The sequence below is a fragment of the Frigoribacterium sp. CFBP 13707 genome, assembly GCF_014842245.1.
Classification (GTDB): domain Bacteria; phylum Actinomycetota; class Actinomycetes; order Actinomycetales; family Microbacteriaceae; genus Frigoribacterium; species Frigoribacterium endophyticum.
In genome coordinates this window covers 1-21,129 of the sequence record NZ_JACYVL010000016.1, presented here as the reverse complement: position 1 = coordinate 21,129, position 21,129 = coordinate 1, and the positions used below count along the sequence as shown (strand labels likewise).

Sequence of the window (21,129 nt, the reverse complement as noted above, 5' to 3'; positions counted from 1 at the left end):
GCCCGAGCCCAATCCAGGACATCGCTAACGTTGTCCGCGCCGGCAAGAGACCACTCGTCGGTAGCTCGATCTGCATCGACAAAGTAGACACGGTAGGTCGGATTCGTCTCGATAGATCCCACGTCGCGAGGATCAATCGGCTGTGCTGCTAGGGGCATACGTACTCCTTCTTACGGCTCACTAACCACCAGCCGTCAAATTGCTTTCGCCCGAACGCCGGCGCTGGCTTTCTAATGTAAGAGTGCCGGGTGAGAGGGCTGGTCTGCCCTCTCATCTGAAACGTCAAGCTCATGACAGCCCGATCAGCGTTTCCAGTTCTCTCAGGTGCATAGCCCGGAAAAAAAGCGACATTCCAGCGCGAGGCAATCCATCGCGCTCCTGCCGTGGCCGACCGGGCAGTCGTCATGGTTGTTCTCGGTTCAGACCTTGCGGCTTTTCTTGACGAAGCGGCCCGTCCTTGCACTGCGCGACGTCGTCGATGACTCACTCCCGCCGACGGTCTCCGTCGTCGAGGCGGCCGGGTACGACCGCGCGAAGCGGCCCGTGACGAACCTCCCGGTGATGGCGGAACGGTGGCTCTCGGTTGAGCGGCCCAGGTTCTTCAACGCCGTCGTGCGCAACTGCTCGGCCAGGCGGAGGGAGTTGTCCGATCGATCAGTCATTGTCCTCATCCTTCTTCCTTCGCGGGATGGCGTCTGTTATCCGGCGCCAGAGCGTGCGTTCTCGTAACTCACGCTCCGTGAGCAGGTCGGCCACCACTACCGCGATCTCATTATCCGCCGGCGTGGCTTCGTTCCGCTTGACAAGTTGCTCCATGATCGCTGATCCGACGTCAGACTCGTCCTGATCGTGGCTGAGGGCCTGCTCGATAGCCCACTGGAACTGCTGCCACCACTGGTCCCGACGGGCCTGTGCGAGGTTCCGGGAGGCGTTGAGTAGGCCGACGGCGGCGGCGAGCAGGGCGCCAAAACCGGCGACGATCGCAGCGACGAGTGTCGCGGTCGCCTGGGCGCTCGTTGCCCCGGGCACAGGCGACGGCGGCGTCGTAGCTACCGCCGTCGCTGCCGCCGTGAGAACTGCTGAGCTGATGATCATTAGAACTGATCATTGCGGATACTGCGCGCCACCGCTTCGTCCTGGGTCTGATTGTGGTCGCGGACTCTCTGGGCGATGACTGCGTTCTGCGCCCGCCGCATGTCGCGGCCTCTCTGCGTGGACAGGACCCAGATAAGACCGATAAGGGCAACCACGGCGAGCGGGGCAACGATGAACATCGCTATCGTCAGCACGTCTTGGAACGACTCAACCATTCCGGTCAGTCGAATGAATTCTTGAGCCACTCGCTACCGCGGTCGGAAAAGCCCGTCCAAGCCCGGGGGTCGTTCGAGACATTTATGACGAGCAGCTCGTCATTGTTGTCCAAGTGCGTTTTGAGGCGGTCGCGCAGCTCCTTGGTCGAGAGGTCTGTGTTCACAAGCCACAGCGAGTCCAAATGGTGCCACCACGTACCAAGGCTCTTGATGTCCTCGATTAGATCGGCGTAATTCGCGACAGGTCCGCTGAGGTCGTACGCGATCAGTTTGGTCGTCATGGACGCTCCTCCAGCCGTAAATGCGTTGGCTCACGCATCATGATTATTTGTCGCATTTTAGAGCACTGCTAGCGCGATGGTGCGTTGCCGCAGTGAGGCGAGGCGGGCAACTCAGATGACCGCCCGCTCTGAGGGCCCCTTTACTTCCCGTTGGGCTTGACGTAGTCGAGCCGGCGCCGCTCGGCGTGGTCGAACTTGCAGCCGCGGAAGGCCCCTTTCTCAGCGTCGACGAGGAAGGGGAGGTGGTAGTCGAGGACGTCGCGGAAAAAGCTGTGTAGGCCGACGGTGCCGCCCAGTGCGCTCTCCTCCCACTGGTCCGCCATGGCGGCCAGGCGGTGCACGGCGTCCGGGTGGTCGCGCCACTCGGCGCACCAGATCGTCTTCTCCCCGGCGCTCGTGAGGAACGCCAGGAGAGTCCCGTCGACGAACTCGACGAGACCGTCGGGGATCTCACTCAGGGGCACTTGCTCAGAAAGCGGCATTGTCGAGCTCCTTCTTCGGGCCAGCCGCGACAGCAGCGGTGTTCAGCTTCGCGATGGCCTTGTCGTTCCACCACGGGATGGACCGCACGAGCGCTGGCCGGCAGCCGGACGCGAGGACGACCATCCGGCCAAGGGACAAGGCGCCGAGGTCGGCAACCTCCATGATTCGCTCGGACCGGCGGGACCGGCTCACGGTGCGCTTGCCGTCGTGAGTGCTGGTCGAGCGCTCCTGGTACTCGTAGTCACCGATCCGCTCGGAAAGGTCGCGGAGGAACTTGTTCGAGGCGTTGCCGCCGCCGAACACCTGCACCGTCGACGACGCCCACAGCTGCCCGAAGCCGCTCTCGCCCCAGACGTCGACGCCCTGCTCCTCGGTCTGGAGGATCGTCACCGGGATGATGCCCCGGCCGCCGTAGGTGGTGTATTTCTTCGGCAGGTCCGGGATTCGGCAGATGTTGCCGGCCTCGTCGAGGATCACCATGAGTGGGCGCTTCAACCGGCCGGATGGCTCCTGCTTGGCGGTGTTCTCCGCGGCGTTCAGGACGGCTTTCGTCAGGGCGGCGATCAGGGGGCCGGCGGAGCCCGGGCCTTCCTCGCTGAACAGGTACAGCGTGTCGGCCGGCGCCGTCGCGAACGTCTCAGGGTCGAAGGCCTCCTCGCCGGGGACCGGCTGCACCCACGTGCGGATCGAGTCCGACACGAGGAAGTTCATCGCGGTCCGGGCGTAGCCGTAGACCCCTGAGCGGGTGCGCTCGGTGAGGGCCTGCAACGCCTCGATGCCGTCGGCCAGGTGCGGGTGGCTCTCCTGGAGGACGTTGGCCGGCGCCGGGTTGTCGTCGTGGTTGAGCCACTCGAGAACGGTCGGCAGGTACTTGCCGCCCATGGCGGCGGCGAACAGGTAGTGAGTCATCAGGCTCTTACCGGTCGTCGGGAAGTACGGGTCTTTGTTGCCCTCGTGCCCGTAGGTCGCCGCGGCGAACACCTCCGCTAGCTGGGCGGCGTCGTCGATCGTGCGAATGCCGGCGAGAGGGTTCCACCAGCAGTCGTGCCCGCGGTAGGCGGACGCGAGGCGCTGCGGGTCGAACATCGACACCTTCCCGACGGAGCTCCGGACCGTCAGGGTGTCGGCCGCGATATCGGGCCGCACGGAGGTGATGAGCAGCGACCCCGGCGCCGCGACGGCGTTGGGGATCACGATGGACGCTGACTTGTTCCGCCGGGGGCCGGCGATCACGGTCAAGGTGTCTTCGTACGACGCCCGGAGCGGGACGGTGCCGGCGACGGTGTGCCCAACGGTCACGCCGACGAACTCGGGCGGCAGACCCATGCGCTGGTGGCGCTTGCGCAGCGATGAGGGCGTGAGGGGCGCAATCTCGCGTCCCGTGCCCATGTGGCGGGCGGCCTTGTCCGCCGGCGACCGGTCACGGCCGTGGCGGAGAGTCACGACGGCGATCGCGACGACCAGGCCGACGACGACGATCCCGACGAGCACCGCGGCCGCGGTGTGAGCGGGCGTCCACGGGGCGCCGTCGCGCAGCTGCTCGACAGGGTTCACAAACCCCGTCGACGTGCCCGAGAACAGCCCTGCCAGCGTCCAGATCGACGCTGTGCCGGCGACAGCGAGCAGGAACACCATGAACGCCACGAAGGGCGCCATGGAGTCGGTGCGGCGGGTGACGGCGGACATGTCACACCACCTGCCGGTCGGTGACGGTTCGGCGCTGCGCGCGGAACCGCTCGTCGGTGATGTGGAAGTTCTTCTGAGTGGGCGTCTGGATCATCTTCACGGCGACCCCGGGGCGGCCCTCGACCTTGAACAGCACTTTGCCGGCGCCGGGGGGCGCCGAGCTAGCGTCGCCCGCGCCGGGGCCGGTGCCCCAGCTGGACGCGGCGTTGAAGCCCACGACCATCTTGATTTCCTTGTCCGTCAGTGGCTTGATCTTCGCGAGCTCTTCCACGTCCTCCTGGGTCAACGCCATGAGCCCGAGCAGGCCGGAGCGCTCAGCCAGGCCGCGCGCTTTCTCGCGGTCCTCAGGGTCTTTGAGCGAGAGCATGTCCTTCGGGGAGTGGGTGACCTTCATCTCCGCGGTGCCCTTGGAGCGGTTCGACCGAGAGAGCGCGTCGACGTGGTCGACGATCCCGGGCGTGGATCGGATGGGGTACCAGAACTCGTCCATGAGGGTCGTGTAGCCGGACCACTTCACGGCCGGCACGTACACGTCGCCCTCGGCGGCAGCGTCGGCCGCCTTCTGGGCCTCGGCCTTCGCAATCTCCCAGTGGGCGTCGATCGAGTCCATGCCGAGCGACCACGACATGAGCATGGCCGTGGACATGAGCTCCGTCGCCTGTGACGGGATCGAGGACGTGTCAAAGCAGAAGCCGCCCCGGTTGCCGGGGTCAATCTCGATCGACTCCGTGCCGCCGAGCAGGCGCCCAATGTCACCGGAAAGCAGCGCCGTGATGGAGCGGCCGAGGTCCCGGAACTCGGTGCGGAACTCCTCGGAAGAGTCGACGCGCGCGAGGGCGAGTATGTCGGCCGACGGCTCGGAGAACGCGAGGTCGAGGTCACGGGTGACGGGTGTCGGGTTCGCCCGAAGAATCCCCTTCACCAGGCCCTCCACGAGGGCGTCTTCGATGTCCGAGAGCGGCTTCTTCCGGTTCACGCGAAGCGCGAGCTGGGCTTGCTTGGTGACCTTCCACATGGCGAGGTCGCGGAGCTCTTCTCCGACCGGGCCGCCGATCCGGCGCGCGGCCTGCCCGAGGGGGCCCTGAGAGAGCAGGTTCAGTTGGTGCCGGGCGTTGGGCCCGAACTCGAAGACGGACCCGCCGGCCTCCTCGACGAGGGGCGTGTGTTCCCCGCTTTTCAGGGGGTTGAACACTGCCGGGATCATTCCGCGGCCCATCATGCCGAGAGTCATCGTCTGCGCCGTCGACGACTTCCCTACCCCGTTGATCCCGAAGAGGAACATGGACGGCGAGGAGATGACGCCCTCCTGGTAGAAGGCGTGGTGGTCAAGGGCCACGGCTGTCCCGGTGTGCAGGTCGATCCCGCACGGGGCGCCCGACACGGGCCGGGCGGTGCCGGCGGTGAACGGATAGAGCCCGTTCGCTTGCACCGACGAGGCGTACCAGAGCGACCCTGCGGGGACTCGGCTCCACTGGCCGCCGCCGGGCCCGACGTAGCCGGTGGGAACGAGGGTGCGGGGTTTGGTGCGCATCCAGGCAGGTCGAAGCATTAGGAAACCAGTCCCATCACGTGCTCGGTCGGTGTCTCGTACATCCACGGAAGGATGCCGAGGGGAAGGGTGCTGTGGAACGCCGCGGCGGTGTCGAAGTCGCAGAACCGGTACGACAGCGAGCTCTGGCCGAGAAGCTGCTTCAACGCGAGCTCCGCTTCCCGGTATGGGCGCTCGTCGGCCTCGAACGTGACCGTGACGGCCATCGAGAACCGGGTGACGCTGGCGCCGTCCGTCACTTCCTGTTCGAGCTTGACGGCCTTCGTCACAAGGCTGCGGTCCTCGGCCGTCTCGCGGGCCCTTGAGGTCGCCACGGTCCTGACCCTGCCGTTGAGGTTCTGCACGAGTTGAACGGCCTTCGCCGGCGACACGGGCCGGTAGAACAGGGCAACGCGCTTGCGGAGGAACCGGGGCGCCGGGCCGAAGAGCGGAGCGAGGGTCGATTCGTTGATGTGCAGTTTCGGCGGTTCGAGGATGAGCGCCGTCATCGAGGCGACCCCGTCGTGGAAGCACACGCGGCGGCGCTCGTCGTTGAAGAAGTCAGGTCCGGCCTCAGTCACCCGCAGGCCCGAGGTCTGCCCGCGGAGGGCGTCGCTGGCGAACTCAGCCGACCGCTCGGGGTTGTAGGCGACCCGCACGGCCTCCGCGAGGACGCGGCTCGTGGCCACGGACACGGAGCCGCCGCCGGCGCTGTGCAGCGCGTCGACCTGGAAGGAGAGTTTGGCGGCGACCTCGGCCACGGCGTCCTCGGTCGAGATGGCCAGGGACTCGATCAGCCACGTCATCGTCACCCACGTGCTGACCTCGGAGTACTGCCGGGGCAGCTGGTCGCCGGCCTCGAAGACGTGCCGGCGGGCAATGTCGGGGGCGTCGGGGTCGAGGTCTGACACGATCCGCTCGACCAAAGGCCCCTTATCGCGGAGCGAGGAGTCGACAACGACCGTGGAACCCGCGAGGGCGGGGTCCGAGGACAGCGACTTGATCCAGCCGCCGTAGTGCGCCACCGCGGCGTCGACGGTGTTCTGGGTCTGCATGTCCGTGCCGTCGGGGTTGCACGCGAGGACCGCCGTGAGGGTCTTCTTCACGGGGTCGTGCAGCAGCGTGAAGGGCCGGCCGAAGCCGTCCTCCCCGTCGATTTCCCGCAGGTTCCCCAGGTGCCCGGGAAGCGACGTCAGCCCGTTGGAGGGGAGCATGGAGAACAACCCCGAGTTAAACTGCGTCGCTCCGCGCTCGGCCCGCGCGGCGCCCGACGCGATCGCGGAAACTCGCTGGGCGATCGTGCGCCCGGTGGACTCTCCGCCAAAGCGCACGACGAACAGGAGCTCGAAGAGCAGAGCCCCGAGCACAAACAACAGGCCGACGCCGAGGGCGCCTCGCGTGAGCGAGACGACCATGGCGAGCATGGCGACCACGAGGACGCCCCACCCGGGGAGGGTCAGCGGCCCCAGCCGCATCCGGCTCGTCGGCAGCCAGGTGCCGAACATCACCCTCTGAGGTCCCTGGTTACTCATCGATCATCTCTCCCACTCCACGGCTCCCGCTGGGGGCCGCATTCGCTAGATCACGCATCGAGTCCCAGCCCGATTTGGACGAGCCCGACGAGCCCGAAGACCCCGAGCTCCCGGAAGCTGCACCGGAGCCGGTGCCGCCCTCGACCCCGGACCCACCGGCGGCGCCGGTGCTGCCGGCCTCACCCGTGGCGCCGGCCGAGCCGGTCGCGCCAGAGGTGCCGGCGCCGGCGGCCCCTGTAGTGCCAGAGACGCCGCTACCCGAGGCAGCAGCTGCACCGCTACCGGACGCCGCCGCAGCACCGCTCCCGGAGGCGGCAGCAGCAGACGCTGGCGCGGACGCGCCCGCGGTCACGATCGCGGAGCCGGTCGCCGCGCCCACGAGAACGGCGGACTTGACGCCGCCCATCATCATGGCGCCGGCGCTGGCGCTACCGATCGCGGACGTCAGAGGTACCACCAGGCGCATGAGCGCCGGCAGCGCGAAGATCGCGAGGGCGAAAATCGCCATCCCGACCATGGCTCCCTGGAGGCCGTCTCGGCCGTCACGGAACCGGATTGCGAGCCCGTAGAGGGCCGCGGCCACGGGCGAGTACAGCAGAAAGGCCAAGAGCCACCCCGTGGTCTTCTCGAACATGCCCTCCTGCTTCTGGAACATCGCGCCGGCGGCGGTGATGGGCCAGAACGGCAGCAGGACCGAGATGGCCACGGCGCGGAAAATCATGATGATCCACTGAATGCCGGTGGCGATCGCACCGAAGAGCCCGAACAGGAGCGCCATGGCGGCGTTGCCGCTGAACGTCGCCGCGTCGAGCAGCAGGTTCGGGGGCTGGCCGCCGGTCGCGGCATCGAGAATCGACGCGGCGAGAGCGCTCGACCCGGTCTGCATGATGCCGAAGAACGCGACCCCAGCAACGGCCACGAGGATGGCGCGGAAGAAGCGCCGGGCGGCGTCCGCGGCGGCCTCGCCACGACCCGAGAGGGCCATGCGGACGCCGGCCACCATGAGTCCGAGTCCAAGCAGGAACGCTTGGATCGGGAGAGCGATCGTGCCGAACCAGTCAGCCGTGGAGCCGCCGACGATCCCATCGAGGTCCGACGTGACCCACGACGTAAAGAAGCCGTTAAACATCTCGTTAGCGCCCTCTAGGAGCTTCTGAGCGAACCGCTCAATCTGCCCGTCGGCCACGTTGCTGATCCCGCACGAGACGGCGCCGGCGATGCCGCCGCAGGACTCGTCCTCACCCATTGCCCGTGGCCGTCCAGTAGGTGAAGCTGCCGCTGGTCGGGTTCGACGGCAGGCCCGTGGAGCCGTCGTCGAGCGGCCTCAGCTTCCAATCCCCGTCGACCCACTCCATGGGCTGCGGAATGCCGCGGAACCCGGTGGAGCTCCCCGGGACACGAAGGATGAGACGGACGGCCGCGCGGTCACCGTCGTACGACTCGACCTCGTACCCGACGAGGGTCATGCCGTTGTCGACCAGGTCTGACTTCAAGGTCGCGGGTGTGTCGTCGTCGATCTTGCTCAGAGCCGCGTCCCGACCGGGCGACTCGGCAAGGTAGAACTCAGCGACGTCGAGCACAGAGTGGTCCAGCTGGGCGTACGTGGTGGTCACTGCGGCCAGTGCCGCTCCCCGGGGAGAGTGCTCGAAGCACGCGGGGAAGCCGTCTTCGGTCGTGGTCGGGCCGACGGTGTCGGACACCGGCCACGAGATGCCGTCGATGGTCTCCCAGCGAAGGTCGTCGGGGACGTCGCGGTCGTCGCTGGGCTCGGCCTCGCAGCCGATCTCATTGGCGGCCGGCGCCGGCTCAGAGCTCGAGGACGGTCGCGGAGCGGCCGTCCCGTTGCTGTCGGGCGAGGAGTCCCCGGCCGGCACCAGGAAGATGACGAGGGCGGCGACGACGGCCAGGAGCAGGACACCGGCCGACGCCCACAGCGTGATTCGTGACTTACGGGTGGTGTTCTTCACGGCGTCCTCCTGACGCTTAGATGCAGTTGGTCGGGGGCGTGATGAACACGGCCACCATCTGCGCGGCGCCGGCGATGAGGACGACTCCGCCAATCCACCAGCCGAGGCCCTTCAACATCTCTCCGCCGTCACCGCGACGGGACGAGAAGAACATGCCGATGCCGATCATGATCACGGCGACGACCGCGAGGGCGATCGCGACCAGCTGGGTCCAGAACTTCGCCGTGGCGAGAGCGTTGGAAGCCTGGTCGGGGAGGCAGTACGGGGTGCCCTGGGCCAGCGTCGTTGTCGCGACGTCAAGGAGGTCGATCATGGTGTGTCCTTCCAGTTGTCGCGGATAGCCGCGGCGATCTTGGCGGTGGCTTTAGCCAGGGCCGGGGATTCGGGGACCGTGAGGGCTCCGCGCAGCGGCGGGAGCCACGGCACGGTCACGATGGGGGCGGCGCCGGAGAGCACCTTGATGCCGCGACGAACGTCGACGGGGAACTTGCCGGGGGCGTCCGCGACCATGAGCACGACGCCTGCACGGCGGGTCAGGGTCTTGGCCTCCTGCACCCCGCGGAGCGTGGTGCGCGCCACGACCAACAGGCGTCCCGGGTACTGCTCGGGGTCTGAGAGCTCGACAGCGTTGAGGAGCCCCGCCCACGTGGTGGCGCCGGCGCCGGGGTGTACGCCGTACACGTTCCACTCCCCCGCCGGCACCTCGGCCAGCACCTCGGCCAGCACCTCGGCGGGCTCGGCGTCCTCGTCGAGCTCCGACGCCCGCACCTCACGTGCCGGGCGGAGCCAGCCGAGAGCTTCGGGGTCGGAGAGCGTGTCTGTCGTCACGGAACCGTCGGGGTTGACGATCAGCCCGAACATCTCGCGGCCGACGCCCTGCACCGTCACCACGACCGGCTCTTCGCCCTCGGCAGGCGCCTGAGTTGCCAGGTACTCGGAGAGGAACTGGCCGGCGGTGACGCCTGCCGGCACTTCGAGAATGTGCCCGTCGACGGCCCACATGGGGCCGTTCAGCTGGACGACGGTCGCCATGTCAGAGCCCGTCGACGATCGCGGCCGTGGCAGCCAGGTACGCCTGCTGCGTGGCCGGGCGAAGATCCTCGAACACGACCTGTAGGCCGTCCGAGAGGCCCCCGTCGTAGGGAATCTGCACAATTTCGCGCACGTAGTGGCCGAAGTGCTCCAGCGCCTCGACGCGGTTCTCCTCGGCCTTGCGGAACTGCTCAGTGTTCTTGCCCTGAGGCGCCGCAGCCTCGGTCAGCAGCAGCACACCGCGGGCGAGCTTGTCGCCCAACCCCTGCGCCACGAGAATGTCGACGGTCGCCGCGAGCTTCTTCGTAGAGTCGCGCTTGTTCAGCGCCACGAGCACGATTTCGTCGGCAATCTCCACTGCCGCCTGCCACGTGCTGGCCGTCGCCGCGTTGCCCGTGTCGACGAGGATCAGGTGGTAAAACTGCCGCAGCATCCCGTGCAGCTGCACGAAGTCGTTGCCGTCGATGGCCTCCTGGTTCGAGGCCTTGTTCTGCGACGACAGGACGTGGAAGCGGTTCTCGCCCTGAGGGCGGACGTAGTTGGTGAGTTCGGGCGAGTTCGACGGGATCGCGAAGCGCTCGATGTTCTCCAGGAGGTCGCGGGCGGTGTGGTCGTGCGACGCCGCCATGGAGAGGTCGCCTAGCGTCCCCTGGTTCTCGTTGTTGTCCCAGGCGAGCATGTTCCCGCCCCGAACGCGGCCGAGGGTCGCGCCCACGAGGTACGTCGACGTCGTCTTGGTCGCGCCACCTTTGAGGTTCACGAACACGACCGTCTTGTGACCCGACAGGCCGCGCTGAACCCGGGCGCGGTCACGGCGGCGCTGGAGCTCCGCCGCGCCGGGCTTCACCCGGAACGCTCCCCCGGTCAAGGAGTTGACGACGCCCTGCCACTCCTCGCGGGCCGGGCTCGGAGTTGGCTCCGCCACCGTGGAGGCGTAGTCGGCCGCGGTGGGCCGGCGCCGGGTCGGCATCGGCTCAGGTGCGCCCTTAGGAGCCGCCTGCTGCGTCGGCACGCTTGTCGGTGCGCTCTTACGCCGCACCGGCTCCGCAGCGGGCGCGGGCGCGGCAGGAGTGTGCTCAGCATCGGCCGGCGCCTGGTCGCCGGCGTCCGCGTCCTCAGGGGCCTGCACAGCCGCCACGACACCAGCCTCGGTGACGGTGAACCAGGTCACTCCCCCGCTGCCCGTGCTCCGGACCAGCGCCGGGAACTCTTCCTGACGGGCGCTCTCCGCGAGGGCAGCCATCGCAGCGCCGTACGCACTCACGCCCTCCGTCGGGACGATGAGCCGGCCGTCGAGCGTCACAGAATTGTCTACTTCGCTGCTCTTAAAGTCGTGCCACATCGTGGCCCCCTCATTGGTTCGTGTTCTAGTTCGACGGTTGCTCTATCAAGTCTTGTTATTTCTTAAAGTCTAGCAAATAAGAGTCCGTAAGCTAGAGGCGTGTCCAACCTTTCCGCCGCCGACGCCGATCGCCTCGAAGAGGCGTGCGCGACGATCGCGGCCACGCCTGCTCGACTGCGGACCCTCCGCGTCGTCATGGACGGCGGCGACGTCACGGCCAAGGACGTCATGGACGCACTGGGCCTCACTCGGAGCGCTGTGGGCTACCACCTGGCTGCCCTCACCGAGGCCGGCATGATCCACGAGCGGCGCGCTACGCACCCCCGCGGCCGTGGCCCGATCATCTACTGGTCCGCAGACCGCGAAGCGATCCATGGACTCCGAGACACCCTGGCTAAACACCTGACATGACCCCCATCCCGGTGCCAACGATACATAATTCCTAGGACACCTGATTCACACTGTGCAGTGGTCCCCTAAAGGGACCACGGACAGGTACCCCGGTCTATCGCCCAGGAAAGGAGCGCCCGTGTCTGTAGGGGCCGCCGCTTTCAAGCAGTGGGCGGGCGCCGTCGACCTGCCCTCGGGTGCCCTCCCGCTGGCGCGCATGATCGGCCTGAACCGCACGACCGTGCAGGCGCAGCTCCTCCGCGGCCGCGTCCGAGAGACGACCGTCATTGCCGCCGCGCGCGCGGTCGGAGTCGAGCCCGTCGTCGCCTTGTCGAGCTTCGACGAGTACGACGAGCTGCACCGCGAAATGCGTCCGCCGTTGCCGGTTGAGATCCTGTCGCAGGTGACGCTCACAGACGCCTCGGTCGAGCTGCTTCGCCGCCGGAAAGCCACCTACGGCGACGCGATCGCCGCGGTGCACGTCTGGGAGGACCCGCCCCAGCCGGACGGGCTCAGAACGTGGATCGACGCCGTGGACCCCGGCCATATTCGCCGTGACCTCGCAGAACGCCTCGGCATCGCTCCCCCGAACCTGTCGGCGCAGATCACCGCTAACAAGATGCGGCCGCGCCACCTGGTCGAGGCCGCTCGCATTGCGAGCACGTCTCTCACGAGTGGCCTGGCCGTAGGCGGCGTCATTACGCTTCAAGAGGCCGGCTGGCCAGACGGTGCACGCGCGCACGCGCTGACGCACCTGTCGGCCGTCGCCCTCAACGACCTAGTGCAGGCGCGTCTCGCGGCCGCACAACGCGGGGCCCGACGCCTCGCAGCAGACAGCGCCGAAGCGCGCCGAATCGAAGAAACGCTGGGCTGACATGCTGACCGGATACCTCATCGCCGTAGTGCTCGCTGCTCTCGCCCTCACCCGGCTCCCCAGCGCGATCCGTGGCCGGAACATGCTCATCGCGTCCTCTGCGGCCGCGATCGTGCTCGCGTTCGCGCTCATCACCCCGGAGCTCTACGCCTCCCTCGACCGCTTCTCCCCCATTCCGAACCTGGTCGACCTGCTCGCCAAGCTCGCTCTGTTCACCGGCCTACTGCTCGCCGGAACCCAGGTCGCTCGGGCATGGAAGGCACCTCACACGCAGCGCCGTATCTCAGGCCTGCCCGGCGCCCTCGTGTTCCTCGGAGTGTTCGTCGCGGAGGTCGTCATCTTCGCCGTGGTGCACACCACCAGCTCAGCCCCCGACCTCGCGGACAATCTCTCGAGTCCGCTCGTCCGGCTCTACTCGACCCTGGCGACGGCCTATCCGGCCTACATCGCGGCGTTGCTGCTCCCCCACGTCCGTAAGGGCCTCAGCTCGTCTCAGGGCGCGACCAAAGCGACGTCGCGCTTCCTGTTCGTCGGCTTCCTCCTCGCTGCCGTGCGCTTCGCCCTCGGGCTCGTGACATTGCTTCTGCCGGCGACGTACTACGTCGGCCAGGTCGTCAGCGGCGTGGCCGCGATCTTCGTCGCACTAGGCCTCGCTACAGCGTTCTTCGCCCGCATCGGCCGCCAGCGCGCGGCAAGCCGGATGCTCAGGTAGCGGAGCGACAGATGAAATGAGGGCCGAGGTCATTTCACCTCGGCCCTCATGATGTAAGTGCGATTAGCTCGCAGGGTCTGTAATGGCAGGCAAGGGAACCTCTGCGGACAGCCCAGACGCCTTACTGCCGAATTTGCTTCGCAGGCTGTTCAGCTCGGTGTAGACCCTGTCCTCGCTCGTCGCCTTCGGGGCGAGGACGTAGGCGTCCGTCTGGCCGTCAGAGAAGGTGAGCTTTACGCGCCACACGCTTTCGGGCTGCCCCTCCGTCTCCTGGGAGATTGGCGAGAGCAGCTTGACGAAGCGAACGTGATCGAAGTTGACGTCGAGGAACTCATCCAATGGGTAGCCGTACGAGCCATGGGCCCTCTGCATGGTCAGGAACAAGATGCGTCTCCAATCCTTAGTTGAGGATCGGCAAGCACCGCCCCTCATCCATGATGGCGTGTCACTTACTGACTCCGAAGTCATCGTCGGCACTCGGCGTGGCGCGGGGGCGTTAAGGATGGATACAGCCCTAGGGTTGTGTCCATGTCAGACGCACGCCGGCCCCGGGGATCGATGATCGACCCGGTTACGCCTGGCTGGAAGATCGAGCGGGAGTCCCGCGACCTGATCGCCAGCATGGCTGCCTCAGCCGGCGTCTCCGCTTCCGTGTTCATCGAGGCAATGGCCGAGCACACGAAAGCCGAGCTGACCGCTCAGGGCATCCCCTCGTGGATGCCGGAGAAGGACCGTAGCGGGGAGCTGCCTATCAACACGGATTAACGAGAAAGGCCCCCGCGTTTGCGAGGGCCTAAAGCTCTTGGCTCGAACCTGACTCTGTTTGGCGACCGAACAGGTTTCGAGCTCCTTGGTAAAGAACCGGCTTCTCAGGGCCGGACCTTTCGCGTACCTCCCATCGGGGGATGAGTGGAACGGAGCCATCATAACTCGCACGTCTGCGCTTGCGCACCCCCATGTTCCCGGCGTGTCTGGGCACCCCGTGTCCCCAGAACGACCGACACGTCCCGAGCGGTCCCACCATGCCGGCCGACGGCGCCCATCGCGGCCCTCACAGGCGTTCTCCCGCCCCGGGGGTTCGTACCCACTGTCGGTGCCCGACGATGCCTACAAGGGCCTCCGCCTGCCGACGTCGCGCCGCGCATGGCTCAACCGGCTCTTGGCTGTTGTGATGACGCCGGCCGGCGACGCGCACCGCCGGCGCGTCTCGATCCGCCTGTCGACGTTCATGAAGTTCGCTGAGGCCGAAGCGTCCATGGCTGGCGCCCGAGACGGCCAAGGCATCACAACGTCGCACGACACCCTCGCCCGGATGGTGGGTATGAGCAAGATCACCGCCCGTCGCGCGAGAGCCCTCATGGAGGCCTTGGGCTGTCTGGCCACCGTCGAGCCCGGCCGCTACCTCACCCGCGTGGAGCGTCTGGCAGCCACCGCCCGGCACGGCGGGCAGCAGCTGCGCGCCGCATCCGTACGTGCCCTAACCATGCCGGAAGTCCATGATTCAGCTCTAAATGAGCACCTAGCTACCGCTTCACGGTTTAACCCCACCACCCACCCTCTTAACTCCAATCCAAGCCGCGGCAAGCCGCACTCGGAGCCCGCTCCGCGGGCACAGCAACGACAGAAGCGGGCGAAACTCGTCCCCGGGGCCGACCAGCCTCGACCACTCCCCCTGCAACGCCTCGCCGCCCGGCTGGCGAGCAGTCTTCCGTGGCTACCGAACGAGCTCTCCACGCTCCGCGTGCAGCGGATCGTGCACCGATCCGGCTTCAACGCCGACCGGTACAGCTACGCCGACCTTCTACACATCTGGCAGGCCGTCGACGCGGGCCTCGACCAGACGCCCAAGGACGCCGGTGACGTCACTGACCCAGAGGCATACCTGGTCGTCCGCATGAAGATCGCCACCGCTTATGCGCTCTGGCATCCGCTCAGGGCGTGACCGCGTCGAGTGGCCGGGCGTCGGCGTCGGGAGGCGGCGTTCGGAGCACGGGTAGAGGTCGCTGCGCGACCCCTACCCGGAGAACACGTGATGGGTCAGCCGACGTGATCCATGCCCCATGGGTAGCGCCGAGCACATCGCTGGCCGTTCTCGAATCCGAGCGGGAACGGCTGGGACGTCGACGAGTGAGGGCCTGGTCGGGACGAAAGTGGGTGTGAGTGCGCAGGTGTGCAGTGGGAAACGGAGCAGTTGGAGTCGTTGACGCTAACTGATCCGTTGGTGCCGTTGACTCTAACGGCTCCGTTGAATACGTTAGTAACTGATCCGTTAGAGCCGTTTCCATCTAGGAGGACCGATGACAGCCACGACGTACGCGCTGACTAACCAAAAAGGCGGTGTCGGCAAGACCACCTGCACGTACCACCTCGCTCGAGCCGGCTCCCGGGCCGGCCTCCGAGTGCTGGTCGTCGACCTGGACCCCCAAGGCAACCTCACGAGCTTCCTAAGCGCCACTGACGACGGCGAGCCCCTGCCCGAGGACACCGCCGGCCTCGCTGACGTCCTCAGTCGGACTGTCGACACCGAGCTCCGAGACGTCATCCTGCCGACGATCTGGGAGGGCGTCGACATGGCCCCGACCGTGGGTGAAGCTCTCGGCAGCGTCCGCGAAGAACTCACCATCGCCGGCGCCGGCCGAGAGAGCCGCCTGAAACTCGCCCTCGCTGACGTGCTCGACGACTACGACGTCGTACTGATCGACTGCCCGCCGAGCCTCGACCAGCTGACTGGGAACGGCCTCACCGCAGCCGACAGCGTCGTCGTCATCTCCGAGTCCCGCATGGCCTCAGCCAGCGGCCTCGCCAAGCTGCTCGACACCATCGGCCAGGTGCAGCAGTTCTACAACCCCGCCTTGACGATCGCAGGCGTCATCGTCAACAAGCACGAGGAGGGCACCCGGACAGGCCGGCACTGGCTCCCCGAGATTGAGTCAGCAGCAGAGGCACGCGGGTTCCCTGTCCTCCGACCCTTGGTGCCCAAGCGCACCGTGATCGGTGATGCCCCCGAGCTCAGCCGCGGCCTCGACCAGGGAGACGCCGACTCACGCGCCCTCGGAACGATCTTTGACGGCTACATGCAGACGCTCGCAGGGGCGAAGCGATGACCGCCCCGCAGCGCCGGAAGAGCGGCCTCAGCGCCCGCAGCCCGATCGCCCCTGCCACTGCGCCCGAGGTGACTCCTGTCCCTGTTCCCGAGCCGACGCCGGCGCCCGCCGCTCCCCCGGTCAAGCCGTCGGGTAAGCGCCCCAAAATGGGCTTTTTCGCCGCGTCCGAGGACGAGGCCGGCCGCATTCGAGCAGCCTGGCGCCACACCCTTGCTACCGAGGACGGCCACAACTCCCTGGCCCAGTTCGAGCGGTTCGCCGTCATGAAGCTGGTCGCAGAGCTCGAAGCCAAGCACAACGGCGGGGAGCCCTGGCCCTACGTCGCGGCCGGTGACATTCGCACCGGCCGGCCTCCCGGCGGCAACTGAGCCAACGGATCTAACTGCTCCGTTAGATCAGTTAGAGCCGTTTATTCGCAAGTGTTGTGAACTCACAACATTGGCCGTAGAATTGCTACATGGTCAGCAGTGGACGGCACCCGAAGAAGCCCATCGCTGCGGCGATCAAGGCTCTAGACGCCGACCTTTTTACCACTGAGGAAGTCCACAAGGGCCATCGCTGGGGCGTCGTGACGTGCAACGTCTGCGGCGACACGGTATCGGTTTGGTCGACCCCGAAGGTCCCCGAGAACAACGCCGCGGCGATCGCCAGGTTCGCCAAGACCCACACCGAAAAGCACTAGAGAGGAGAGGGCCAGATGCCTACTTTCGAGTTCACGGTCGCTCTCGACCGTGCCCCCGCCGATGACGACTTCGACCGCCTGTTCGACGCCGGACTCGACGACACCACCCCGGAGACCCGCGACGGTCGCGGCGTTCTCAATGTCGCCCGCGAAGCGGCGTCGATGAGCGCCGCAATCGTCAGTGTTGCGCGCGACGCTGCCAGCGCCGGCTTCCGGGTCGTCGACGTTGTGGACGATGACCTTGTCTCCCTGAAGACCGTCGCCCAGCGCACCGGTCGTTCCTACGAGAGCGTGAGACTCCTTGCCACCGGCAAGCGTGGACCGGGAGGTTTCCCTGGACCCTTGTCTGGCGACGGCTGGGCGCTCTACTCATGGGCGCTCGTATCTGAGTGGTTCGCGGAGAGCTATGGCGCCGGCGCCGCGCCAGCAGTGAGCCCCGATCAAAGAGTGCTTGCCGCCGCCGCCCTCATGCTGCGCGCCGCCGAGACCGCAGGGCCGGCCGCGGGTGAGCTAGTCGAGCTGGTCGCTCCAGCCGCGGCGCGGAGCACCGTGCCCGACCCGAGCAAGGAGCGGTCAGACGCGGTGACGTTCCTCACGGGACTATCGCACCCTCTCCATGGCCCACTGATCCCGGTTGCCAAGGCACCCATCATCTTCATTGCGGATTCAAAAGTGCAGCCGGACTTGGAGGCCGTGAAGAGCGACCCATGGTTTCTCGATGCAGGCACGGCAGCTTCTCTGGCTTCTCTGAGCCTGTGCATTCGCGTTGGGTGGGGCAGTATCCCGGGCGTCAGAGTGCGCAGCGACCATGAGGATGCCGAGGCAGACCAAGCGGGCGCGTAAGGGGCATAAACGGCACTAACTGATCCAACGGATACGTTGGCTCAGTTAGTGCCGTTGTCTATGAACTCTGGGGGAGACCACTCCTCGTAATCCGTCACCTTGATGATGACGAGCCACAGGACAGAGAAACGGTTCGACATGAGCGCCAGATCGTTCGCGACGCTCTCGACGGCTTCAAGGGGGAACTCTCTCTCAAAAGTCCTTTTCCCTCGGGTGCGGGTAGCGACCGGTGGGCCCTCACGAGGCGTCGTCCACTCGCCGTGCATTAGGTGGTTCCGGCTTTCCATAGCGACCTTCAAGGGCCCGGAGTAGCGCGTGAATAAGTCGCGCACCTGATCGTTGACCGGGCGCAGGCTCACCAGCTGTGTTCCGAGGTCGAGGAGGCGGCCGAAATTCATGCCGTTGGTGACAACCGCGCCGGCCTCCGAGTCTTCGTTAACGAGGGCGGAGACCACGAGTGCCAGCGTTCGCTCTGCTCGGGCGGCCCAGAAAGCTACCTCGCCCATCGCGATCAACTGCCCGTCGCTTAGGTCCGTGCCGCGGTCGCGCCTCCTGTGGGGGCGCTCCTCGCTCACGCGTTGACCCGGGGGAGCGTGATGGCGGCGCCCTCGGTGGCGGGGTGCCGGCCTAGGGCCCGGTAGACAGTTGCGCGGCCAACACCGAAGAGCTCGACGAGCTCGGCTACCGTGTGGTCGCCGGCGCGATGCAGCGCCACCATGTGACGCTCCTGCGCGGGCGAGAGCTTGGGCTTCCGTCCGGTCAGCTTGCCTCGGACCTTCGCCGTGGCCATGCCTTCTCGAGTCCGGGCCCGAATGAGGTCAGACTCGAACTCCGCCACCATCCCCAGCACGTTGAACAGCAGCCGGCCGACAGGGTCGGTCGGGTCGTAGACCGACCCGCCGAGATTCAGTCGCACACCGCAGCGCGTGAGCTCCGCAGCAATGTCAGTCGCGTCTCGCAACGAGCGGGCGAGTCGGTCGAGCTTCGTCACGACGAGGGTGTCGCCCTCGCGGCACGCTGCCAGCGCCTCCCTGAGGCCCGGGCGCTCCCGGGTGGTCCCGGTGTGACCCCTGTCGCTGTAGACGCGCTCCGTTGGCACCCCCAGCGCCGTCAGGGCGTCTCGTTGCGCGGCGAGGTCTTGGGCGTTGGTCGAGACGCGGGCGTAACCAATGAGGGTCGCGGAGGCCATGCGAGCAGTCTCACATGAGCCACCGTCACCGGACTCTATTTCGGACTGGTCAAACGGGACACCTGCTGCCCCGGGAATTCGGGGGAGGGGTGTCGCCCGTTGACCGTCTCGGTAGCCGATCCGGTGAGGCTTCAGCTAGCGTTCTTAACGGCCCCAGGCAGCGGCAGCTCCTTCGGCGAAGCCTTCTCGTGGTGCTCGGCGTAGAAGCTGCTCCGCGAGGGCTACCGTCGCGATTGCGGCCTCTCTCATATCCTCGAGTGTGCTCAAAGACACCAGATGGCTCTATCCCGCTGCCGCAATTCTCTTCACGGTGATTGGGGTGCTGTCGGCTATTTCGACTCTTTTCACCGGCATTCGATCTGCGCCTCTCATGCACGCCGTCGCAATGAATCGGCTGCTGCTGCTGCTATCTGTGGTGGGCCTTCTCGTTCTCGCAATCATTGGGCTGGCTCGACGTCGGAAGAGTGGGCGTCGGCTGCTGGTCCCTGTCAGTGCGGCGGCCGCGGCCCTGTTCCTGACCGTTCCATTTGTCGGAGGCATGAGGGCAGGGGAGGTCGTGGCCAACGCCGCCGAAACATCGTCGGATGGGATCACGGTGCTGTCCTGGAACACGGGTCAAGACGATGTCGCCTCAACAGCCATTCAGAATCTGGCTGTGGACTCAGAGGCCGATATTGTTGTTCTGCCCGAGTACTTTGGCACGGTCGCGAATGCGCAACTCGGTGAGTGGGCGTCGGACAACGGATTCCAGATTCTTTCGCGCGAGGCCTCGACATCGAGCGTCCTCATCAGCAACCGCTTGGGCGCGTATTCCGTAAGCACCGAGGATGCCCCTCCGTGGGTGGGATTTGTTGCTGTCCCGCAGGACACGCACAGCCCCAAGCTCGTTGTCACGCACGCTGAACACGCTCGTCTGTGGAGCGCGGGACTCTGGAACGAACACTTGAACTGGGTCGCATCGCAATGTTCAGATCCGAACGTGGTCGCTATTGGTGACTTCAACGCGACGAAGGAAAACCTCAGTGGAGGCATGCTGGGGGCCTGCAGCGACGGCGCCTCGTCTCTAGGACAAACGCAGACGGGCACCTGGCCGGCCTCGCTGCCCACTTTCCTCGGGGCTCAAATTGATCGGGTAATGACCGGCAGCGACTGGCATACGGCGTCGTTCTCAGTTGTGACCGGCTACGAGGGCCAAGGCTCAGACCACCGGCCCATCCTTGTGCGCGTGCAAAAGGGCGCCTCCCAATAGGAGACGCCCTTCTCGCCGAACTGACGATCAGTACGAGACGAACACGTTGGCGTTCAGGAACTCACGAGACTGCGTGCCGCCGGAGCCGTTGACGGCGACGATGGCGAACTTGTAGGTTCCAGCGCCCGGACGGGCGAAGGAGTAGGAACCACAGGCCTGCTTCTTGGACCCGATGATGCTGCCGTTCTTGATGAGCGCGACCTCGACACTGCTCAGGTTGTTGGCTGACGGGGTACCGCCTCCGGAGTTCGTCTTGCAGGCACCCAGGGTTACGATCGTGGCGTCAGCAGTCGCGTTGCGGTCGCTCCACTCGCGGCTCGTGAAGCCGGCTCGCACCTGGGTCACGGAAGAGCTGAAGGACCCTTCCGCTGCCAGAGCCGGGGACACGGCGACACCCGTCATGATGGCTGACAGGAGGGCAACGGCCCCCAGCTTCTTCTTGAATGACATGCGGTTCCCCTAGCTCAAATGGACTACCTCAGAGTTCGGTGTGAATCTGAGCGGGATCAACATATTCGGGAATAGGCGAATAAATCAATCGACAGGTCCCCCTGCTTAAGGGTGGTTTCTCTCCTCACCCGCTTTCGTGACACGCCTAGCTTTTCGAGACCGCGAGAACAAGGCGTAGCTCCGGTTGCTATCCGTGTCCGCAAATTCGGCCCCTAGGCTCACGCTCGAGCTAGAACCCGTGGAGGGGCGTTTGCTGGTAGTCCGGATGTCCGGCGACCGGTTTAAAACGAGGTTGTGAACTGGTGCGGGTTTCTATGAAGCTTGTAGACCGGGCGCCCGTTAGACGGTCGTTCATCGGGACACTATCCGCGTCCGTGTTTGGCCGACTGGGGTCAAGTGGCGCCTGGCCTGTGGATTCGCGTATACCTGTCCCGCAAAAATGCCCGGTGACGGGGGTCTAAACGCTACAGTCGTC

General features: G+C 66.4%; 27 protein-coding genes. 10 read left to right on the top strand and 17 right to left on the bottom strand.

Annotated elements, in window-relative coordinates; genetic code table 11:
- Positions 1-419 precede the first annotated feature (419 nt).
- From IFT45_RS15640 to IFT45_RS15580, 13 genes are all read right to left on the bottom strand, one after another.
- On the bottom strand, positions 420-662 hold the full coding sequence (locus tag IFT45_RS15640) for a hypothetical protein (protein ID WP_185234633.1): 243 nt from the start codon (positions 660-662) through the stop codon (positions 420-422).
- Positions 655-1,095: a hypothetical protein gene (locus tag IFT45_RS15635; RefSeq protein WP_192129293.1), complete on the bottom strand. Its 441-nt coding sequence runs from the start codon at positions 1,093-1,095 to the stop codon at positions 655-657. The genes IFT45_RS15640 and IFT45_RS15635 overlap by 8 nt, the downstream gene beginning before the upstream one ends.
- On the bottom strand, positions 1,095-1,310 hold the full coding sequence (locus IFT45_RS15630) for a hypothetical protein (RefSeq protein ID WP_192129291.1): 216 nt from the start codon (positions 1,308-1,310) through the stop codon (positions 1,095-1,097). Before IFT45_RS15630 ends, IFT45_RS15635 begins: the two co-directional genes overlap by 1 nt.
- A gap of 5 nt (positions 1,311-1,315) precedes the next feature.
- Positions 1,316-1,591, bottom strand: a complete 276-nt coding sequence (locus tag IFT45_RS15625) for a SinR family protein (RefSeq protein WP_192129289.1) — start codon at positions 1,589-1,591, stop codon at positions 1,316-1,318.
- A 140-nt stretch (positions 1,592-1,731) separates the two neighbouring features.
- Positions 1,732-2,073, bottom strand: a complete 342-nt coding sequence (locus IFT45_RS15620; RefSeq protein WP_192129287.1) for a DUF4913 domain-containing protein — start codon at positions 2,071-2,073, stop codon at positions 1,732-1,734.
- Positions 2,060-3,760, bottom strand: coding sequence for a type IV secretory system conjugative DNA transfer family protein (locus tag IFT45_RS15615; protein ID WP_192129285.1), 1,701 nt, complete (start codon positions 3,758-3,760; stop codon positions 2,060-2,062). Before IFT45_RS15615 ends, IFT45_RS15620 begins: the two co-directional genes overlap by 14 nt.
- 1 nt (position 3,761) lies before the next feature.
- A complete protein-coding gene (locus IFT45_RS15610) occupies positions 3,762-5,291 on the bottom strand; it encodes an ATP-binding protein (RefSeq protein ID WP_192129283.1) in 1,530 nt (509 codons plus the stop codon).
- A 17-nt stretch (positions 5,292-5,308) separates the two neighbouring features.
- On the bottom strand, positions 5,309-6,748 hold the full coding sequence (locus tag IFT45_RS15605) for an SCO6880 family protein (protein ID WP_371811056.1): 1,440 nt from the start codon (positions 6,746-6,748) through the stop codon (positions 5,309-5,311).
- A 64-nt stretch (positions 6,749-6,812) separates the two neighbouring features.
- Positions 6,813-8,066 carry a hypothetical protein gene (locus IFT45_RS15600; RefSeq protein WP_192129279.1) on the bottom strand — a complete coding sequence of 418 codons (1,254 nt, stop codon included), beginning with the start codon at positions 8,064-8,066 and terminating at the stop codon, positions 6,813-6,815.
- On the bottom strand, positions 8,059-8,787 hold the full coding sequence (locus tag IFT45_RS15595; RefSeq protein ID WP_192129277.1) for a hypothetical protein: 729 nt from the start codon (positions 8,785-8,787) through the stop codon (positions 8,059-8,061). Before IFT45_RS15595 ends, IFT45_RS15600 begins: the two co-directional genes overlap by 8 nt.
- Before the next feature lie 16 nt (positions 8,788-8,803).
- Complete coding sequence (locus IFT45_RS15590; RefSeq protein ID WP_192129275.1) at positions 8,804-9,100, bottom strand: TrbC/VirB2 family protein; 297 nt, start codon at positions 9,098-9,100, stop codon at positions 8,804-8,806.
- Complete coding sequence (locus tag IFT45_RS15585; protein ID WP_192129273.1) at positions 9,097-9,819, bottom strand: hypothetical protein; 723 nt, start codon at positions 9,817-9,819, stop codon at positions 9,097-9,099. The genes IFT45_RS15590 and IFT45_RS15585 overlap by 4 nt, the downstream gene beginning before the upstream one ends.
- A gap of 1 nt (position 9,820) precedes the next feature.
- A complete protein-coding gene (locus tag IFT45_RS15580) occupies positions 9,821-11,122 on the bottom strand; it encodes a cobalamin biosynthesis protein CobQ (RefSeq protein ID WP_192129271.1) in 1,302 nt (433 codons plus the stop codon).
- 138 nt (positions 11,123-11,260) lie between these two features.
- On the opposite strand from IFT45_RS15580, the gene IFT45_RS15575 reads away from it, so the two are divergent.
- The 3 genes from IFT45_RS15575 to IFT45_RS15565 all read left to right on the top strand — a co-directional run bounded on the left by IFT45_RS15575 (position 11,261) and on the right by IFT45_RS15565 (position 13,137).
- Positions 11,261-11,572 (top strand): helix-turn-helix transcriptional regulator, encoded by a 312-nt coding sequence (locus IFT45_RS15575; RefSeq protein WP_192129269.1) that lies wholly within the window; start codon positions 11,261-11,263, stop codon positions 11,570-11,572.
- 118 nt (positions 11,573-11,690) lie between these two features.
- A complete protein-coding gene (locus IFT45_RS15570; RefSeq protein ID WP_192129268.1) occupies positions 11,691-12,425 on the top strand; it encodes a hypothetical protein in 735 nt (244 codons plus the stop codon).
- Position 12,426: 1 nt separating this feature from the next.
- Positions 12,427-13,137 carry a hypothetical protein gene (locus IFT45_RS15565; protein ID WP_192129266.1) on the top strand — a complete coding sequence of 237 codons (711 nt, stop codon included), beginning with the start codon at positions 12,427-12,429 and terminating at the stop codon, positions 13,135-13,137.
- 63 nt (positions 13,138-13,200) lie between these two features.
- Here IFT45_RS15565 and IFT45_RS15560 read toward each other — a convergent pair whose 3' ends face one another.
- On the bottom strand, positions 13,201-13,521 hold the full coding sequence (locus IFT45_RS15560) for a hypothetical protein (protein ID WP_192129263.1): 321 nt from the start codon (positions 13,519-13,521) through the stop codon (positions 13,201-13,203).
- Positions 13,522-13,665: 144 nt separating this feature from the next.
- On the opposite strand from IFT45_RS15560, the gene IFT45_RS15555 reads away from it, so the two are divergent.
- From IFT45_RS15555 to IFT45_RS15530, 6 genes are all read left to right on the top strand, one after another.
- Complete coding sequence (locus tag IFT45_RS15555) at positions 13,666-13,902, top strand: hypothetical protein (protein WP_244638059.1); 237 nt, start codon at positions 13,666-13,668, stop codon at positions 13,900-13,902.
- Between the two features lie 328 nt (positions 13,903-14,230).
- The gene (locus IFT45_RS15550; RefSeq protein WP_192129261.1) at positions 14,231-15,079 is read left to right on the top strand and encodes a hypothetical protein; all 849 of its coding nucleotides are present in this window, start codon (positions 14,231-14,233) and stop codon (positions 15,077-15,079) included.
- A gap of 355 nt (positions 15,080-15,434) precedes the next feature.
- Complete coding sequence (locus tag IFT45_RS15545) at positions 15,435-16,241, top strand: ParA family protein (RefSeq protein ID WP_192129259.1); 807 nt, start codon at positions 15,435-15,437, stop codon at positions 16,239-16,241.
- Positions 16,238-16,609 carry a hypothetical protein gene (locus tag IFT45_RS15540; RefSeq protein WP_192129257.1) on the top strand — a complete coding sequence of 124 codons (372 nt, stop codon included), beginning with the start codon at positions 16,238-16,240 and terminating at the stop codon, positions 16,607-16,609. Before IFT45_RS15545 ends, IFT45_RS15540 begins: the two co-directional genes overlap by 4 nt.
- Before the next feature lie 89 nt (positions 16,610-16,698).
- Positions 16,699-16,923: a hypothetical protein gene (locus tag IFT45_RS15535; protein WP_192129255.1), complete on the top strand. Its 225-nt coding sequence runs from the start codon at positions 16,699-16,701 to the stop codon at positions 16,921-16,923.
- 15 nt (positions 16,924-16,938) lie between these two features.
- Entirely contained in the window at positions 16,939-17,766 is an 828-nt protein-coding gene (locus IFT45_RS15530; RefSeq protein WP_192129253.1) for a hypothetical protein, read from the top strand.
- Positions 17,767-17,807: 41 nt separating this feature from the next.
- On the opposite strand, the gene IFT45_RS15525 is transcribed toward IFT45_RS15530, so the two are convergent.
- Both IFT45_RS15525 and IFT45_RS15520 read right to left on the bottom strand, forming a co-directional pair.
- The gene (locus IFT45_RS15525) at positions 17,808-18,341 is read right to left on the bottom strand and encodes a hypothetical protein (RefSeq protein WP_192129251.1); all 534 of its coding nucleotides are present in this window, start codon (positions 18,339-18,341) and stop codon (positions 17,808-17,810) included.
- Positions 18,338-18,955 (bottom strand): recombinase family protein, encoded by a 618-nt coding sequence (locus IFT45_RS15520; protein ID WP_192129249.1) that lies wholly within the window; start codon positions 18,953-18,955, stop codon positions 18,338-18,340. The genes IFT45_RS15525 and IFT45_RS15520 overlap by 4 nt, the downstream gene beginning before the upstream one ends.
- A 259-nt stretch (positions 18,956-19,214) precedes the next feature.
- Between IFT45_RS15520 and IFT45_RS15515 the strand changes: the two genes are divergently transcribed.
- Positions 19,215-20,204: an endonuclease/exonuclease/phosphatase family protein gene (locus tag IFT45_RS15515; RefSeq protein ID WP_192129247.1), complete on the top strand. Its 990-nt coding sequence runs from the start codon at positions 19,215-19,217 to the stop codon at positions 20,202-20,204.
- Positions 20,205-20,231: 27 nt separating this feature from the next.
- On the opposite strand, the gene IFT45_RS15510 is transcribed toward IFT45_RS15515, so the two are convergent.
- Positions 20,232-20,654, bottom strand: a complete 423-nt coding sequence (locus tag IFT45_RS15510; protein WP_192129246.1) for a hypothetical protein — start codon at positions 20,652-20,654, stop codon at positions 20,232-20,234.
- Between the last annotated feature and the right edge of the window lie 475 nt (positions 20,655-21,129).

What these genes read in the sequence shown, in the direction of transcription:
- IFT45_RS15640 (WP_185234633.1), bottom strand. Translation starts at nt 662, where the DNA reads ATGACTGATCGATCGGACAACTCCCTCCGCCTGGCCGAGCAGTTGCGC.
- IFT45_RS15635 (WP_192129293.1), bottom strand. Translation starts at nt 1,095, where the DNA reads ATGATCATCAGCTCAGCAGTTCTCACGGCGGCAGCGACGGCGGTAGCT.
- IFT45_RS15630 (WP_192129291.1), bottom strand. Translation starts at nt 1,310, where the DNA reads ATGGTTGAGTCGTTCCAAGACGTGCTGACGATAGCGATGTTCATCGTT.
- IFT45_RS15625 (WP_192129289.1), bottom strand. Translation starts at nt 1,591, where the DNA reads ATGACGACCAAACTGATCGCGTACGACCTCAGCGGACCTGTCGCGAAT.
- IFT45_RS15620 (WP_192129287.1), bottom strand. Translation starts at nt 2,073, where the DNA reads ATGCCGCTTTCTGAGCAAGTGCCCCTGAGTGAGATCCCCGACGGTCTC.
- IFT45_RS15615 (WP_192129285.1), bottom strand. Translation starts at nt 3,760, where the DNA reads ATGTCCGCCGTCACCCGCCGCACCGACTCCATGGCGCCCTTCGTGGCG.
- IFT45_RS15610 (WP_192129283.1), bottom strand. Translation starts at nt 5,291, where the DNA reads ATGCGCACCAAACCCCGCACCCTCGTTCCCACCGGCTACGTCGGGCCC.
- IFT45_RS15600 (WP_192129279.1), bottom strand. Translation starts at nt 8,066, where the DNA reads ATGGGTGAGGACGAGTCCTGCGGCGGCATCGCCGGCGCCGTCTCGTGC.
- IFT45_RS15590 (WP_192129275.1), bottom strand. Translation starts at nt 9,100, where the DNA reads ATGATCGACCTCCTTGACGTCGCGACAACGACGCTGGCCCAGGGCACC.
- IFT45_RS15585 (WP_192129273.1), bottom strand. Translation starts at nt 9,819, where the DNA reads ATGGCGACCGTCGTCCAGCTGAACGGCCCCATGTGGGCCGTCGACGGG.
- IFT45_RS15565 (WP_192129266.1), top strand. Translation starts at nt 12,427, where the DNA reads ATGCTGACCGGATACCTCATCGCCGTAGTGCTCGCTGCTCTCGCCCTC.
- IFT45_RS15555 (WP_244638059.1), top strand. Translation starts at nt 13,666, where the DNA reads ATGTCAGACGCACGCCGGCCCCGGGGATCGATGATCGACCCGGTTACG.
- IFT45_RS15545 (WP_192129259.1), top strand. Translation starts at nt 15,435, where the DNA reads ATGACAGCCACGACGTACGCGCTGACTAACCAAAAAGGCGGTGTCGGC.
- IFT45_RS15540 (WP_192129257.1), top strand. Translation starts at nt 16,238, where the DNA reads ATGACCGCCCCGCAGCGCCGGAAGAGCGGCCTCAGCGCCCGCAGCCCG.
- IFT45_RS15535 (WP_192129255.1), top strand. Translation starts at nt 16,699, where the DNA reads ATGGTCAGCAGTGGACGGCACCCGAAGAAGCCCATCGCTGCGGCGATC.
- IFT45_RS15530 (WP_192129253.1), top strand. Translation starts at nt 16,939, where the DNA reads ATGCCTACTTTCGAGTTCACGGTCGCTCTCGACCGTGCCCCCGCCGAT.
- IFT45_RS15520 (WP_192129249.1), bottom strand. Translation starts at nt 18,955, where the DNA reads ATGGCCTCCGCGACCCTCATTGGTTACGCCCGCGTCTCGACCAACGCC.
- IFT45_RS15510 (WP_192129246.1), bottom strand. Translation starts at nt 20,654, where the DNA reads ATGTCATTCAAGAAGAAGCTGGGGGCCGTTGCCCTCCTGTCAGCCATC.